Annotated in this window: 17 protein-coding genes, 2 pseudogenes and 1 riboswitch; of the genes and pseudogenes, 10 read left to right on the top strand and 9 right to left on the bottom strand. The window is 33.1% G+C overall.

Annotated elements, in window-relative coordinates:
• Positions 1-69 precede the first annotated feature (69 nt).
• Positions 70-750, bottom strand: coding sequence for an aspartate/glutamate racemase family protein (locus tag AAIE21_RS11860; RefSeq protein WP_343266946.1), 681 nt, complete (start codon positions 748-750; stop codon positions 70-72).
• A 144-nt stretch (positions 751-894) separates the two neighbouring features.
• Positions 895-1,012: riboswitch (SAM riboswitch) on the top strand.
• A 139-nt stretch (positions 1,013-1,151) separates the two neighbouring features.
• Here AAIE21_RS11860 and AAIE21_RS11855 point away from each other — a divergent pair.
• The 4 genes from AAIE21_RS11855 (at position 1,152) to AAIE21_RS11840 (ending at position 4,502) form a co-directional block, all read left to right on the top strand.
• Complete coding sequence (locus AAIE21_RS11855; RefSeq protein WP_343266945.1) at positions 1,152-1,700, top strand: ECF-type riboflavin transporter substrate-binding protein; 549 nt, start codon at positions 1,152-1,154, stop codon at positions 1,698-1,700.
• A gap of 10 nt (positions 1,701-1,710) precedes the next feature.
• Positions 1,711-3,411 carry an ABC transporter ATP-binding protein gene (locus AAIE21_RS11850; RefSeq protein ID WP_343266944.1) on the top strand — a complete coding sequence of 567 codons (1,701 nt, stop codon included), beginning with the start codon at positions 1,711-1,713 and terminating at the stop codon, positions 3,409-3,411.
• On the top strand, positions 3,404-4,231 hold the full coding sequence (locus AAIE21_RS11845) for an energy-coupling factor transporter transmembrane component T family protein (protein ID WP_343266943.1): 828 nt from the start codon (positions 3,404-3,406) through the stop codon (positions 4,229-4,231). The genes AAIE21_RS11850 and AAIE21_RS11845 overlap by 8 nt, the downstream gene beginning before the upstream one ends.
• 163 nt (positions 4,232-4,394) lie before the next feature.
• Entirely contained in the window at positions 4,395-4,502 is a 108-nt protein-coding gene (locus AAIE21_RS11840; protein ID WP_000007809.1) for a YjcZ family sporulation protein, read from the top strand.
• A gap of 388 nt (positions 4,503-4,890) precedes the next feature.
• Here the strand turns inward: AAIE21_RS11840 and AAIE21_RS11835 are convergent, their stop codons facing one another.
• Positions 4,891-5,202 carry a hypothetical protein gene (locus tag AAIE21_RS11835; protein ID WP_343266942.1) on the bottom strand — a complete coding sequence of 104 codons (312 nt, stop codon included), beginning with the start codon at positions 5,200-5,202 and terminating at the stop codon, positions 4,891-4,893.
• A 622-nt stretch (positions 5,203-5,824) separates the two neighbouring features.
• Between AAIE21_RS11835 and AAIE21_RS11830 the strand changes: the two genes are divergently transcribed.
• On the top strand, positions 5,825-6,622 hold the full coding sequence (locus AAIE21_RS11830) for an alpha/beta fold hydrolase (RefSeq protein WP_343266941.1): 798 nt from the start codon (positions 5,825-5,827) through the stop codon (positions 6,620-6,622).
• A 91-nt stretch (positions 6,623-6,713) separates the two neighbouring features.
• Here the strand turns inward: AAIE21_RS11830 and AAIE21_RS11825 are convergent, their stop codons facing one another.
• Together AAIE21_RS11825 and AAIE21_RS11820 are read right to left on the bottom strand one after the other, a co-directional pair.
• Positions 6,714-7,970, bottom strand: coding sequence for an ATP-binding protein (locus tag AAIE21_RS11825; protein ID WP_343266940.1), 1,257 nt, complete (start codon positions 7,968-7,970; stop codon positions 6,714-6,716).
• Between the two features lie 101 nt (positions 7,971-8,071).
• A complete protein-coding gene (locus AAIE21_RS11820; RefSeq protein ID WP_343266939.1) occupies positions 8,072-8,959 on the bottom strand; it encodes a protein kinase family protein in 888 nt (295 codons plus the stop codon).
• Between the two features lie 128 nt (positions 8,960-9,087).
• Between AAIE21_RS11820 and AAIE21_RS11815 the strand changes: the two genes are divergently transcribed.
• Both AAIE21_RS11815 and AAIE21_RS11810 read left to right on the top strand, forming a co-directional pair.
• Entirely contained in the window at positions 9,088-9,600 is a 513-nt protein-coding gene (locus AAIE21_RS11815) for a GrpB family protein (RefSeq protein ID WP_343266938.1), read from the top strand.
• Between the two features lie 235 nt (positions 9,601-9,835).
• Positions 9,836-10,252: a VOC family protein gene (locus tag AAIE21_RS11810; RefSeq protein ID WP_343266937.1), complete on the top strand. Its 417-nt coding sequence runs from the start codon at positions 9,836-9,838 to the stop codon at positions 10,250-10,252.
• 360 nt (positions 10,253-10,612) lie between these two features.
• Here AAIE21_RS11810 and AAIE21_RS11805 read toward each other — a convergent pair whose 3' ends face one another.
• From AAIE21_RS11805 to AAIE21_RS11795, 3 genes and pseudogenes are all read right to left on the bottom strand, one after another.
• On the bottom strand, positions 10,613-10,936 hold the full coding sequence (locus tag AAIE21_RS11805) for a hypothetical protein (protein ID WP_343267006.1): 324 nt from the start codon (positions 10,934-10,936) through the stop codon (positions 10,613-10,615).
• 359 nt (positions 10,937-11,295) lie between these two features.
• The gene (locus tag AAIE21_RS11800; protein WP_343266936.1) at positions 11,296-11,451 is read right to left on the bottom strand and encodes a hypothetical protein; all 156 of its coding nucleotides are present in this window, start codon (positions 11,449-11,451) and stop codon (positions 11,296-11,298) included.
• Positions 11,452-11,546: 95 nt separating this feature from the next.
• A pseudogene (locus AAIE21_RS11795) lies at positions 11,547-11,627 on the bottom strand (ABC transporter ATP-binding protein); the annotation flags it as partial.
• A gap of 129 nt (positions 11,628-11,756) precedes the next feature.
• Here AAIE21_RS11795 and AAIE21_RS11790 point away from each other — a divergent pair.
• Positions 11,757-11,972 (top strand): PepSY domain-containing protein, encoded by a 216-nt coding sequence (locus AAIE21_RS11790; RefSeq protein WP_343266935.1) that lies wholly within the window; start codon positions 11,757-11,759, stop codon positions 11,970-11,972.
• A gap of 61 nt (positions 11,973-12,033) precedes the next feature.
• On the opposite strand, the pseudogene AAIE21_RS11785 reads toward AAIE21_RS11790, so the two are convergent.
• Positions 12,034-12,504: pseudogene (locus AAIE21_RS11785) on the bottom strand (tyrosine-type recombinase/integrase); the annotation flags it as partial.
• 217 nt (positions 12,505-12,721) lie between these two features.
• Between AAIE21_RS11785 and speD the strand changes: the two are divergent.
• Complete coding sequence (gene speD / locus AAIE21_RS11780) at positions 12,722-13,588, top strand: adenosylmethionine decarboxylase (RefSeq protein WP_343266934.1); 867 nt, start codon at positions 12,722-12,724, stop codon at positions 13,586-13,588.
• A 175-nt stretch (positions 13,589-13,763) separates the two neighbouring features.
• Here the strand turns inward: speD and AAIE21_RS11775 are convergent, their stop codons facing one another.
• A complete protein-coding gene (locus tag AAIE21_RS11775) occupies positions 13,764-14,201 on the bottom strand; it encodes a cell wall hydrolase (RefSeq protein WP_343266933.1) in 438 nt (145 codons plus the stop codon).
• Between the two features lie 358 nt (positions 14,202-14,559).
• Between AAIE21_RS11775 and AAIE21_RS11770 the strand changes: the two genes are divergently transcribed.
• Positions 14,560-15,297: a YrrS family protein gene (locus AAIE21_RS11770; RefSeq protein WP_343266932.1), complete on the top strand. Its 738-nt coding sequence runs from the start codon at positions 14,560-14,562 to the stop codon at positions 15,295-15,297.
• The last annotated feature ends 42 nt before the right edge of the window (positions 15,298-15,339 follow it).

Genomic DNA, 15,339 nt, shown 5'->3' with positions numbered 1-15,339 from the left:
AAATTAATATAGAGTTACAATAAAGAAAAGAAGCTGTCTTATTATTTGTAAGACAGCTTCTTTTCTTTATTAGCCGGCGAATTGCACTGCAGTTTTAGCATGTAAAAAAGCAGTATCAAATACAGGGATAGAAAGGTCTTGTTGTGAAATGAGTAACGGTATTTCTGTACATCCTAATAAAATTCCCTCTGCGCCATTTTCAATGAGTTTTTGAATGATTTGTAAGAAACGGTCTTTGGATTGATGTGAAATAATACCTTTGCTTAATTCGTGGAGAATGACATGATGAATGAAATTTCGTTCATTTTCTTCGGGAATAATTGTTTCAATACCATAATTAGCTAGTCTCGTTTTATAAAAATCTTGTTCCATTGTCTGTTTTGTTCCAAGTAAACCAATCCGTTTCACATCATGTTCAACAATTTCTTCAGCGCTTACATCTCCAATGTGGAGAAGGGGGATAGAGATTGCTTGTTCTACTTCTTCCGCAAATTGGTGTACTGTATTTGAACACATAAGTATACAATCTGCACCGGAATGTTCTACTTTTTTTGCTACTTGAACGAGTTGGTTTTGCACTTCCTCATATTGTTGATTTTGTAATAAAGTTGTCACTTCGCCAAAATCCATGCTATATAAAACAAGCTTTGCATTATGATTATACTGAGATAAAGTTAGCGTATTAATATGTTTATAATAAAGAGATGTTGATTCCCAGCTTAATCCACCAATTAGCCCAATTACTTTCATGATCAATTCCTCCCGTTATCCCGTTTGTTACATTAATTATTCCATAATTCCGATGAGAATACAATGATTTATTTATTTGTTTTTCAAAAAAGAAAAATATTGAAATTAATTTACGTTAATGCAATAATACAAATTACAAACGAATACTTATCCAGAGAGGTGGAGGGAACGGCCCTATGAAACCTCAGCAACCCCTATTTATTCATAGAAATAGGAAGGTGCTAATTCCGCAAAAGACGTATTGTCTTTTGAAAGATAAGAGGATCATATCTCCATACGCAAATGACCTCTTATAGAAGAGGTCATTTTTTATTGGGAAGAAAGGAAGTGAAGATGCATAATTCAATTTTCTTTTACATATAGGACTAATATAAGCTAACTGGAATGAGAGGAGAATCCATATGAACAAATTATCTACAAAATTAGTCGTAGCAATTGGAATCGGTTCTGCAATATATGGTGTATTAGGTCTATGGGGACTTTCAATTGCCCCAAACACATTTATAAAACCTGCTCTAGCTATATTAACAATTTTTGGTGCAATTTTCGGGCCATTTGCAGGGCTTTTGATTGGCCTTATCGGTCATACAGTGACAGATATTATCGCTGGATGGGGGATATGGTGGGGGTGGGTACTTAGCTCAGGAATTATTGGATTTACGATGGGACTTGTACAAAAAAGAGCGAGTTTCAGTGTGAAAAATGGAATATTCCATAATCGAGATATTTCATATTTTGCTGTAACTGGTTTAATTGGGATTGTCATTGCAATTATATTTGCCGGTGCTTTTGATATTATCGTTATGGGGGAACCTTTAGATAAAATTATTATTCAAGTATTTGGTGCAACGATTGCAGATGTCCTTGTATTCTTAATTCTTGGTTTACCAATTACACTTGGATTAGCGAAGGCGAATAAAAAACATACACATTTAAAAATTGAAAAGTAGGGATAGTACAATGAAGCCTATTATTTCCTTTGAACAATTCACATTTCAATATAAACAAGTGACAGAACCTACTTTAAAGAATGTTACATTCCATATTTATCCAGGAGAAAAAGTATTGATTGTCGGTCGAAGTGGATCAGGAAAATCAACGTTGGCCCATTGTATAAATGGGCTGATCCCCTTTTCATATGAAGGATCAAGTACTGGGAACATTTCAATATGTGGTAAGGATCCACGAAAAGGTAGTATTTTTGAACAAAGTAAGCATGTAGGAACTATTTTACAAGATCAAGATTCCCAATTTATTGGTTTAACCGTAGGAGAAGATGTTGCTTTTTCACTAGAAAACGATTGTGTAGAACAGAAGAAAATGAAGGCGGTTGTTATGGACTCTTTGCAGAAAGTACAGATGCACGCATTTCATTCACGAAGCCCACATGAATTGTCTGGTGGCCAAAAACAATCTGTATCTCTTGCTGGGCTACTAACGACAGATGCTGACATATTATTATTTGATGAGCCACTAGCGAATTTAGACCCTATAAGTAGTTTGAAAACAGTAGAACTTATTCAAAAGGTTCACCAACAATCAAATAAAACAATCGTTATTATTGAGCATAGAATAGAAGAAATACTAAAATTAGACCTTGATAAAATCATATTAATAGAGGAAGGGAGAATTGTAGCAATCGATTCACCAAAAAGGATTTTACAAACAAACATTCTACAAAATATAGGATTAAGAGAACCTGTATATATTGAAGCGTTAAAAAATCTAAAAATGAATATTTTAGATGAAGAAATATATCCAATTGAAACTTTAAATAATGAGAAGTTAAATAAAACGGTAAAACAATGGATGATGAGCTCTACCGCTTCTAAAAAACAACCTAAAAAAGAAATCTTATGTCAAATAGAGAATCTCTCATTTTCATATTCTCACAAAAATTTCACATTAAAGGACATAACAGTCTCTATACGAAGGGGAGAAATTTTAGCATTATTAGGTCATAATGGTGCAGGTAAGTCTACATTTGCACATTTATTAACTGGAATGAACAAAGCACAGGAAGGGAAAATTATATTTGATAATGATAATATAACTTCATGGTCTATTCGTAAGCGTGGAGAAGTGATATCTTACGTCATGCAAAATCCTAATCATATGATTACACAATCTACTGTTTGGGATGAAGTTGCTTTTTCATTAAAATTACAGAAGGCTTCTAGTGCAGAAATACATAAACGAGTGGAAGATGCATTGCGAATTTGTGGATTATACCCATTTCGAAATTGGCCGATTCAAGCGTTAAGTTACGGACAAAAGAAGAGGCTTACCATTGCATCAGTTTTAACAAGGAATCCGAAGCTTATCATCTTAGACGAGCCAACAGCAGGGCAAGATTATTTTCATTATAAACAATTTATGTCTTGTATAAGTCTATTAGCGACACAGGGCATATCATTTATCTTTATTACACATGATATGAACCTAGCTTTAGAATATGCAGACCGTGCAGTTGTCCTTCATAAAGGAAAAATACTTGCTGATGATACTGTTCCGATTGTATTAGCAAATAGCGAAGTATTACAACAAGCTAATTTACAGGAAAGTTCGTTAACAACATTAGCAAGATTGAGTAAAGTTCCTTTTCCGGAAGTTTTTGTACAAATGTATATGGAAACAAAAAGGAGGGGGGATTATGAGTAAATCAAATTTATTTTATATAGACAATCATACATATTTTCATCGTATAGATGGCGCAATTAAATTGTTGTTATTTATAATTTGGATGACTCTTACGTTTATATTTTTTGATTTTCGTATTTTATTATGCTTGTTTTTCATTGGTTGTTTAGGGTTAGCGATTGCCAAAATCCCAGTAAGAAAAATTGTTGTTATTTTTAGTGTCATTTTTACATTTAGTATGCTAAATTCAGTGATGATTTTATTAATTACACCGACCCATGGATCTGAGTTAACTGGTACAAGTACTGCATTTTTACATATTGGATATGCTACGATTACATTCGAAACACTCTTTTATGCTCTTACGCTCTCATTAAAGTATTTTACGTTATTACCATTTACACTTATTTTCATATACACGACACATCCAAGTGAGTTCGCTAGCAGTTTATATAAAATTGGTTTACCGTATAAGATTGCCTATGCGATAAACATTGCGCTTCGTTACGTACCGAATATACAAGCGGAATACAAATTGATTAAGCACGCTCAAGAAGCAAGAGGTGTATCATTTGAAAGAGGAGAGGCGAATTTTTTTGAACGTATTAAAAACCGGATACTCATCTTTTGGCCACTTGTTATTCACTCTTTAGAGCGAATTGATACCGTTTCAAATGCAATGGACTTACGAGGATTCGGAAAAAAAGAGAAGCGAACATGGTACTTTACAACAAAAGCAAAACAAGAAGATTATATAGGACTCATTATTGGTATTATAATTTTGATATTTGCCATTTACCTAAAATTCAATATTTTCAAAGGGTTTTGGTATCCATTGTAAATTTCTCGATGTTATTCGGATAAAATTTAGGCACTCGCGGAGTGCTTTTTTAATTTATCCAAGACATGCTCCAAAATCATATAAAAACATACTGTATAATACGAACCCGTTAATAAACAATCAATTTATATCCATTAGTTTTATACTAAAAGGAGGAGAAAATATGAGTTTTGGTGGTTCTTGTGGTTTTGGTGGAAGTTTTGCGCTATTAGTTGTGTTATTTATTTTATTAATTATTGTTGGATGCAGTTGCTGGGGCGGAGGGTATTAAAAAACATACTACTTTTTAATCACTCGTCGCAGAATCATGTAATCAAAAAAACTATTAAAGGTACTTTTTTTAGTATCAATACGAGGTTCAACATGAAAAAGGAGCTATCATGCTCCTTTTTTTAATATAAATTTTCTGAATTTTTATTTTTTTGTGTACCGGTGATTGATTTTGATTAAGTTTTACAAATAAAATGTTTAATGAACAAATACGTGAAGAGTAGTGCTGCTATGTTAGGTAATAAAAAATGAAATAGGGACAGCTGTGATTTAAATCAAAACTTTACCGAAGTGACAAAGTTAAACATCAAAACATTCGTGAAATTCACGTGCTTTTTTATATTATTAACACTTGTGAATAAAAGGCGAGTTTTTATTATTCACGATAGTTATTGTTTTTGATTACCTAGCTTCTTTTGACTGTTAGGCGTAATTTCATCGGCAAACTCTATATTTGCTAAATTTACTTTGGATGGAATAAATGCTTTTGTCGTATTTTGAACATCTTGGAACAAACGTTGAATAGGTTTCATCATATTTGAATTACGTGTTGCTACTACACTAAAGACTGTTCCTATTCCTAATAGAGAAAACCAAATCCAGCCTCTATTGTTATTCCGTCTATTTCTAAATAATTTAAACATTTGCTGAGTTCTTCTTCCAGAGTTGAATAATGACATCAAGAAGTTAAGAGTATTCATTTTTTACCCCCTGTAAAAATAATTAGGAAAAAGAAACACTAAGTTCAATTTCACATGATTTATGTTGCAATATTTTATAGAATTTTATGATGTCAATTTATGCTAATACTTCTTGATTCTTTTTCCTAAAAACCTCTAAGCTTATCACTTATTAGATAACTCAATAAAGGTTTAAAATTTATCTACATACTGTTCATTTAATCAACGAGATGAAGTACGTTAAAAATGACACTAAAAGGAATGATATTCATTTTCTATGTAATTTATGGAACAAAATCCCTCTTAATTTATTCTAAATAGTTGCCAGAATAGAAAAAAAGAAGTGCTACATAATAACAGTAGTGAGTGAAAAGAAACATCATCAAGTGTACTGTAAGAAGTGATGTATAGAACAACATTCAAAACAAAATACCATTTGTTTTTCTGTCTAAATAAAAAGATAAACTTGAGGAACAACTAAATTCATTTTTAAAAAATGAAAATCAGTTTCAACGCTATCAGGAACATATAAAAGAATATCATCGACTGTATTAAAATTAACTTTTAATATGTATCATTTTTAGAGGTATTTTCTCTTGAAATAGAGTTGGGAATGATTTTAGATCGTTGAGGTGATACATACATGCCAATGTTGGATGTGGACGGTGGTAGTCTATATTATATCGTTAAGGGAAAAGGGGTTCCTATTGTTTTTATTCATCCTCCTGTACTTACTTGTGTGAATTTTGAGTACCAAATAGAGGAATTATCCCGGAATTTTAAGGTGATTGCTTTTGATATTAGAGGGCACGGAAGGAGTCAGTATTCAAAACAACCGATAACCTATCCACTGATTGCTGAAGACATTAGATGTTTGTTGGATCATTTGGAGATCAAAAAAGCATTTGTATGTGGATATTCGACTGGAAGCTCTGTCGCATTAGAATTTTTATTGGCTTTTGCTGAAAGAGCGTTAGGGGGTATTCTAATCGGGGGGATGTCAGAAGTGAGGGATGGATATCTAAAGAATAAGATTTCACTTGGCGTGAAACTTGCGAAAGTGGGAGCAGTTTCATTTTTAGCATGGTCTATTTCATGGGGCAATTCAAATACACATAAATTGTTCAAAAAGATGTTTAAAGAAGCCCGAAAAGGGAATGCCAAAAATATCGAGCAGTATTATCGTTATAGTTTGCACTATAATTGTACGAATCAGCTTAGAAATATTCAGCTTCCGGTTTTGTTGGTTTATGGTAAGAAAGATAAAGTATTTTATAGTCATGCGAAATTACTGCATGGAGAATTGCCGTGTAATGAATTGAAATTCATTGATAACGTAAAGCATCAAATTCCTACAAAAGCAGCAAAGTGCTTAAATGAAATGATTCAGCAGTTTGCTTTTATTCATACCGAGATGAGACTCTTTACCCATGAGAAGTAGATTTATTTCGAAGTTATATACGTTGATTGTGCTAAAAATTAAATTATAAAAAGGAGCATGATAGCTCCTTTTAAATCAAGATGTTATTTTATTAAGCAACCTCATTATTTTGTGGAAATGTAATCGTTAAAGTGGTTCCTTTATTAACAATACTCTTTATATCTAAAGTGCCGTTCATCGTTTCAATGATTTTAACTGCAACCATCGTACCTAAACCTGTTCCTTTTGTTTTTGTGCTAAAATATGGTTCGCCAAATCGATTTATTTGTTCTGGCGTCATACCAATTCCACTATCCTTAATAACAATCGTAACTTTGTTTTCAAAAACCGATGATTGAACACGAAGTTTCCCGCCATTTGGCATTGCTTCAATGCTATTTTTTATCAAGTTTAAAAAACATTGTTGAAAATGCTGTGTATTCCCAATAATGGACCCTGTTACTATTTCTTCAGAAACATTTATAGAATTCATATTACATAATGGCATCATCATACTTATTACTCTTTTTAATTCTTGATCTAATATAATGTTATCAACTTTTTGTGATGCAGGCTTAGCGAATGTTAAGTAATCATCAATAATAACTTGTGCGCGGTTTAACTCTCCCAGAATATGTTCAATATATTGCTCTCGCGATTCTTGCGATAAATCTGGTGTTTTCAGGAGCTGAGTAAAGCCTTTTACTACGGTAAGAGGGTTTCTCACCTCATGTGAAATACTCGCAGCAAGTTGACTCACAATCTCCATTTTTTCCATTTTCACTAATTTGGATCTCATCAGAACGGCATCTCTTAAAACTTCATTCATATATACAACAAATAACATGATAATAGGGGGCAGTATAATAAAATAAGTAATATATGGCTGTGTAATTGGAAAATCCGATAAAATTACAGCGATAAATGTTGTAAGTAAAGCAAGAGAAAAAGGTAAAAATATTGACATAATGAGTTTCCTTCTTCTATTTAATTGATTAAATTTAGAAGAGGCAAGAGCAGTGAAAATTAGCATTACAATATAAACAATAACTGTTAAAAAGTTCACACCATAAAAAACAAACCGAATTAATAACATGATAGTTAATAAAGCGATTCCAACCGGTAAGCCACCATAAAGTGTACCTATGAAGAATGGAATTTGTCTTAAATCATGAACGCAATTTTCATCAATATATATAGGGTATTTCATGCATAAAATTAACGGTATACTCGTGCAGATTACAATAAGGGTTTTTTTGTATTTTTTGAAAAACATTCCGTTATCATATATAAAATAAAAAACAAAGACGCTACTTAAAATGTAAAGCAAATTATTTAATACGTTTTGATTGATGTATATAAAATTCATCTAGCATGCCTCATTATTGTAGTTTTTGTTACTATAAGTATTATACAGAAAAAATGTAACTTCTTCATGTATTAATTATTTTACTACAATAAGGAGGTCTGTTACTTTTTCATACTTATCTTATTGCAAGCAGCTTCCCATTCTAAATAAAACTCTTTAACTGATGTATAACGTTGCTTTTTATTTTTTTCTACTGCACGAGATACTACGTCATACAGTTCTTTTCCCGCTTCCCACTTAGCGAAAGAACGATCGCGCTCTCCTCCTAATAGTGCAAAAGCGATTGCTCCCATATTAAATACATTTGTTTTCCCATCAATTACTGCACCAAGCTCGAATTCCTCTGGTGACATAAAACGTGATGATCCCCAAAGTCTTCCCATTGTGTTGATATACGGTTTCTTTTTATATAAGTCAATATCACAAATCTTTATTGTATTTGTTTCAAAATTATATAAAATGCTCCCGTCATAAAAATCAATTGCTACATAATTTTTTTCTTCAACACGAACATGGAAAGAAAAAATATGATCTAGTGAAATAAGACGTTCTTCAATTGACAACTGTTTAAAGCGATAAAACGGAGAATCTGGATCGCTATATTTTGCTGGCGGTGGAAATGACCAATGTGAATGAAGGCATTCTCCATTAAACCAATTAAAGATTGCTACATAGCCATTCTGAACTTCAAAATGATCTACCAATTCAACTAAACGGTTATGTTTTAATTCTTCATAAAGTAATGTGGCTTGTTTTAAATTCGCAATTGCATCAGCTGGATCTCCTGTATATTCCATTGTCTTTGCTCCTGCAAATTTAATGAAATTTTTCTTTCCACCCTTTTCAATACCAAAGCAAATATTCCCCGAATCTTGTTGATCGAACACTGTAAATACTCTACCAAGACTTACAAGCCAATCAAAATTTTGATATTCCTTTAATTGAAAAGTGACATCATCTAAATGAATTGTTATAGGGATTTCGTTCATTTTATACTCCTTATTTTATATAATTAGATTAAACATTGATATATTCGAGAGTAATACTGAAAGTCCTGTTTTGATTAGTAAAAAAGATAGCTTATAAACCTAGATTATGAGCATGAAAGGAGGCAGAGATGGATAAAGAAATAATCATTGAACCGTATAATTTAAATTGGCACGAGGAATTTAGGAAGGAGAAAGAAAAATTTATCTCATTACTAGAAAAGGACATTTTAGCAATTGAACATATCGGAAGTACTTCAGTAGAAGGATTAAGTGCTAAGCCTCTCATTGATATGATGATAGGTGTTGAAAATTTAGGGTTAGTGGATCATTGGATAGGGCCATTGCAAGCAATAGGATATGAATATGTATTTCATAAACATTTTCCACAGAGACGTTTTTTTAGAAAAGGGAAGTGGAGAGCAGGGACACATCATTTACACGTCTATACATACGGTGGTCAAGAGTGGAAGAACAATTTATTATTCCGTGATTTTATAAGAAATCACGAATGGGCACGTGTGGAATACAAACAATTAAAACAAGAGCTTGCCATGAAGTATCCATTTGATCGAGTGTCGTATACTAATGCAAAAGCACCTTTTATTCAAAAGATCATTTTACTAGCAAAAGAAGAGTGCTAAAAAGTTAAAGTTGGAATTTTTTGTTTACATAAAGTATTTCTCATCTTATTTTAATCTTTCTTTCATTCTTTTTTGATTGCTACAATTTGGCATATAGTCCTTTCTTATTCAATTAAAGGGCTATTTTCTCGAGTAAGAGAAGGTATTATTCGTAAGTAAATCGAAGTTAAGTTCAGAAGCTGTTATTTAATTTAGCATCGGGACGTACTACTCAACATTAAGGAGGAAATCGATTATGAGCGACACACAGACATTACGAGGACTCACCACCGTTAGTTTTTGGACGGATGATCTAGCAGCGGCAAAGAAGTGGTACGCCGAGCTATTGGGCATCGAACCATACTTCGAGCGTCCAGGATATACTGAGTTTCGCCTCGGCGACTACCAACATGAACTGGGCCTGATCGATAGCCGCTACGCACCCGAGGGTCCGGTTAACGCACCGGCCGGGGCTGTAGTATACTGGCACGTCGACGATGTAACAGCAACTTTCAAAAAGCTGCTGTCTATGGGAGCAAAAGAGTACGAGGCACCTACAGAGCGCGGTGAGGGATTCATTACTGCTTCCGTGGTCGATCCCTTTGGGAACATCCTAGGCATTATGTACAATCAGCACTATTTGGAGGTTCTGGGTTCGACCAGAAAAGTGTGATCCTCGCCGTCGGTATTCACTCTTGGCAAGTTGCACTGTGAGACGTATCGGTATTCAACTACTATTCTGGATACAAAAAGTACAAGAAAAATGAACAGAACTTCGCGAGGTAATATTAGTAAAGTACTGAAGTGAACCCTGAAAATGAGGGGTTCTTTTTCATGCATACAACCATTAATTTCACGCACTGTATTTAATTTAAAAAACAAAAAATACCAGAGCTTATTAAACAAAATGTACGACACCTATTGTGCGCTAAATAGTCATATGTTTTGTGAGAATTTCATTACGAAATAAGAGATTCCCGCGAATATGTTAGTTAATAGGAATCTCCTTACTCTTACTTTAAAATGAGCTAGTTCAATGACCTGTATATCTCATCCATCCACTTTCTGATCGCTTTGCTTTAAATTTACCGTAAGATAAAAGCTTCATTGTTGAACGTATAGCTGTGTAGAAGACTAAGATTTCGATCCATTCATCTTCCATTTCACTAGGATAATGCGCGGACTGATGAGCATAATAAGCAGCCATGATACAGGGGATTACTTGCTCCGAATCAAATTCATATGCAGTTGCATCATCGATAATTAAATCAATAATGCGTCGGTTTCTATCTTTAACTTCTTTCTGAATTAACTTGTTAACTGCTTCTGGTACTAACTTTGATATTTCATTTTTCATTATAGTCACCTCATTCTTTATCATGTCCAAATAGTTTGGAAAGATATTGAACGCATTGTGTTAAATTGGGTAAAATTCGAATCTTAATTGCGCAGGCTGAAAGAAGCTTACATCTAACGTGTAAGCTTCTTGAATTAATTTTATTCTGTTTCTAGTAATAAAAATCGCTTTTCCCATCAATAATTGGCACTCAAGCAGTAACTGCCAATGGAAGAAAGAGATGATCATACAGAATCCGAGGTAGTAAGTATTCTTGATGAACCAAAAAAGGGAATGCCACGTACTCGTTATTTTTTGACAAACGATATCAATAAAAATTATTAGAAATGAAAAAGCCCAGGAGAAATCCAGGGGTTTTTTCATTTTTTCTTCGGTCTTTCAGCACGAAGAACAGCGTCATTCGTTGGTGTGTTAGGTACAAAGTTACCATGGCTGTCGATGCTGTGTGCTTCTTTATCGTATTGTCCGTTGGCATTACGTTTCTTTGTTGTAAACGGGTTTTGATTATGTCCCATGATTGTCACCTCCAATAAGCGTAGTATGCACCACTAAGCAAGTGTTTTGTCAAAAAGAAATTTCACAAAAAGTGGAAAGTGGTTGTAAACATCATCAATCCAAATCTTTCACTCCATTCCAAAGGCATATATCCTTTCTTATAGTTTATTAATATACGATCATCTATCGTACGATAGATGCGTTTTGTCATCAGAACCCCTAATAGTATGTAAGGAAAAAATTCTAATTTTGATTTATTGGTACAAGCACTTTTTTTATTTTTTCATAATATATTTCAAAAATAAAAATTAAGGAGGGATTTCAAGTGTATGAAAGAATACTAACGATGGATCATGCTCAAGGTATAGCCCTTGGACAAGTACCAGGAAATGTTGAACGTGTAAAAATGTATCTAATATATGGAGTAATGTTTTATAAATTCTATATTTCAACAGAAGATAACAAAAGATTCCTTGTAGAGGTTGATGCAAGATCAGGAAAAGTCTTAGGAGTTAGAGAGATAAAACCTGATTCAGATTGATTCATACTTCTTTTTCTTCCTGAACTAAAGGGTAGTTTTAATTGAGCAAGAGTGATCGTCATATTGCTACATCTTTTGTTTGTTTATAGAACCAATAGCCGAAGGTTTTGCGCAGGGTGTGGGTACCTATGGATTCTACACCGGCAAAATCTCCGGCTTTTTGCAATTGTCGATAAGTTTGGATTTTACTGATGGATTTGTTTCCTTTTCGAGAAGGGAATAACCAGGTACTTTTTAATGCTTGGGCATATAAGTATACCTCATTAAAAATAGAAGTAAGATTAATCATGCGTTCTTTCTTCGTCTTTCCTTCTTTGATTTTAAATTTTTTTCTCTTTTTTCGTTTTAGTTTTACTATAGTTTGTGTTTCGATTTGAAGTAAATCGCTGACACGTAATCCTGTATGACTGCCAATTAGAAATAAGATATAGTCTCGTTCGGAACAATGGCGTTTAAGAGCCCACTTCATATCTTCAATTTGTTCTTTGCTACGGATTGGTTGGACATCAATGAGGTGTGGTTTTTTGTTCATAGGTTTTTGACCTCTTTATTCTAAATTTCATTTACCGTATTTTTACAGCAATAAAATCTATTCAATTCAATTAATTGCCAGTCGTGAATTAGAAATAACTAATATATTTCAAGTGATTCTAATTGAAAAGAGTATGCATGAAAAAGTTGTAGTATGGAATTATATTGCGTAAAGGATTTATAAAATATTATTGAACAGCAGAATGGGGAATTTTATCATGAAACTAACACCAGAGCAACGGATTCAATTACATGGATTTAATAACCTTACAAAATCATTAAGTTTTAACATGTATGATATTTGCTATACAAAAACAAAAGAGGAACGAGAAGCTTATATAGAATACATAGATGAACAATATAATGCAGACAGATTAACTAAGATTTTGAAAAATGTCTCGGATATTATAGGAGCACATGTATTGAATATCGCTAAACAAGACTATGTACCACAAGGCGCAAGCGTAACTATATTAGTATCAGAAGGCCCAGTGGTAGAAGTGCCAACTGAATCATTCACCGAATCTCCTGGACCTCTTCCAGATTCCGTTGTCATGCAGTTAGATAAAAGTCATATAACGGTTCATACGTATCCTGAATATCACCCAGACGAAGGTATTAGCACTTTCAGAGCTGATATTGATGTGGCTACATGCGGTGAAATCTCACCTCTTAAAGCGTTAAATTATCTAATTCACTCATTTGATACAGATATTATGACAATTGATTACCGTGTTAGGGGGTTTACAAGAGATATAACAGGCAACAAATTATTTATCGATCACGAAATAAGTTCTATACAAAATTACATTCCAAATAACGTGAAAAGCCTCTACGATATGATTGATGTCAATGTTTATCAAGAACATATCTTTCATACAAAATGTAAACTAAAAGAATTTGATTTGAACAACTATCTATTTGGATATACACAAGAAAAATTATCGGTAAAAGAACAAGAGGAAATTACTCAAAAGTTAAAAACAGAAATGGATGAAATATTTTACGGGAAAAACATGAATCATGGATTAATTGAGGAAGATTTGAATGATCATTCTTTTCCGGAAAATACAAATAACTCTTAGGTCCATTTAGCAATTAATTATGGAATTTCCAAAAGAAAAAGCCTTACTAGCAAGGCTTTTTCTTTTGGCTAACTTTTGAAAGAGAAGAGGAAGTTAAAAATGTTTTAAAGTTATATTCATTTCCATAAGCCTCATTATTTGTAGTAAATCTTTGAAACACTAATAAAATAAACACTTATTTTCCAGCATATACTTTTGGACAATCCGCTTGTGTTGGTTGATAGAAACAATGCTCCTTGTATTGTCCTGCTAATGTCTGATTCCACCAAACGGGCGGACAATTTCCTACGGGATTAAAAAACCAAAGGGAATTGGTTGCGGGATGCCCTCTCCAATATTCCAGACATTTTCTGGCTAGCTCTTTGTCAATTTCTCTTGCACGTTGATAAAAATATCCTTTTGTCACGGCTTCGAATGAATAACTTCCACCTTGTTGTTGATACACCATTTGCCCAATATTTGTAATTCCTTTAAAATCTAAGCAATTGCACATTACTCTGTTCACACCGACATTTCCAACATCCAGCATCCCTTGTTGTCCTTCACCTTCTGCTTCTGCCCTCATTAGACGAGCTAACAAGTTCACATCAGATTCTGTGTACGCAATTCTCATTCATATCCCTCCATTCTCTTTATAAATATATGTAAAGAAAATAAAAAAACACGAATTAAAGTTTGTGTAAAACAGGCAATTTCACGCACCGCATTTATATAAAAAATAAAATAATTACAATTAGCAAGCCTATATGAACACCCTGTTTCCATAGGGCCAAAAAATAGTTATTGAAATTCCGAATATTAAAACGTAATATAAAAAAGCATGTTTACTAATGTACTGATAAAAAATGCATTTACAATAGAGGTGAGTGGTAAGGGGGAAAGAGGTAACAGCTAAACATATGGAATTTGAAGTTTAAAATAATGAAAGCAGCATACAGTTTCACTGTAATAATCACATGGAGGTTTCGGGAATGAGAAATGAAAGTAGGTTTCAAGAAAAACAACAAACTCGTCGACAGCGAGGCGTTGTGAATATTGGATTAAGTTTAGTATTATTGGCGGTTAGCATGGTATCTTATCAGTTATTTTTTACTACTCAAACAAAAGGAAAAGAGCATCCAGAAGAAAAGAAAGTAGCCCAACTAGCATCTAAAGAGGCGAACAATAATAAAATAGAGAACCAAAAAACAAAACAATCCGAAAAAGATGCATCAAAAGAACAAGTAAACAAAGAAGTTGAAAAACAAAAATTAACAGAGCAACAGAATCAAGAAACAGAAAGCTTGCAAGTAAAGGAAAAAGAAAAACAGAACAATGAAAATCAAGTGAAAGAACAAGAAGAAAAACAGAATTATAAAGTGGAAGAACAAGAAGATAGTGAAGAAGTAACAAATAAAAATCAACCGGACAAAAATGTGGATCAACCAGAACAAAATAAGCAATGGAAGCCAATTGGTACAGAACAAGGGACAAAGCCTGCTATGCAATTTAAAGATGGAACGACAGATTGGAATGAGATGAAAAAAGCAATTTCCTATGCTGTTAATGTTCCTGAGTCACAACTCATTTATGATTTTATTGGAAATAATGGAACGAATAAAGCATATGGAAATGTGCGAGATAAGCAAAGCAATAAAAAATATAAAGTATATATTGATTGGGTTGAAAACAAGGGGTGGAAACCAGTATCAGTTCAGGCTGTAAAATAAGCATACCGACAGATGTAACATAAATTAGCAAATGTAAAAAAA

Source organism: Paenibacillus sp. 102 (assembly GCF_039549175.1).
Classification (GTDB): domain Bacteria; phylum Bacillota; class Bacilli; order Bacillales; family Bacillaceae_G; genus Bacillus_A.
Note: the sequence above shows the minus strand (reverse complement) of the source record. Positions and strands in the feature narration are given on the sequence as shown.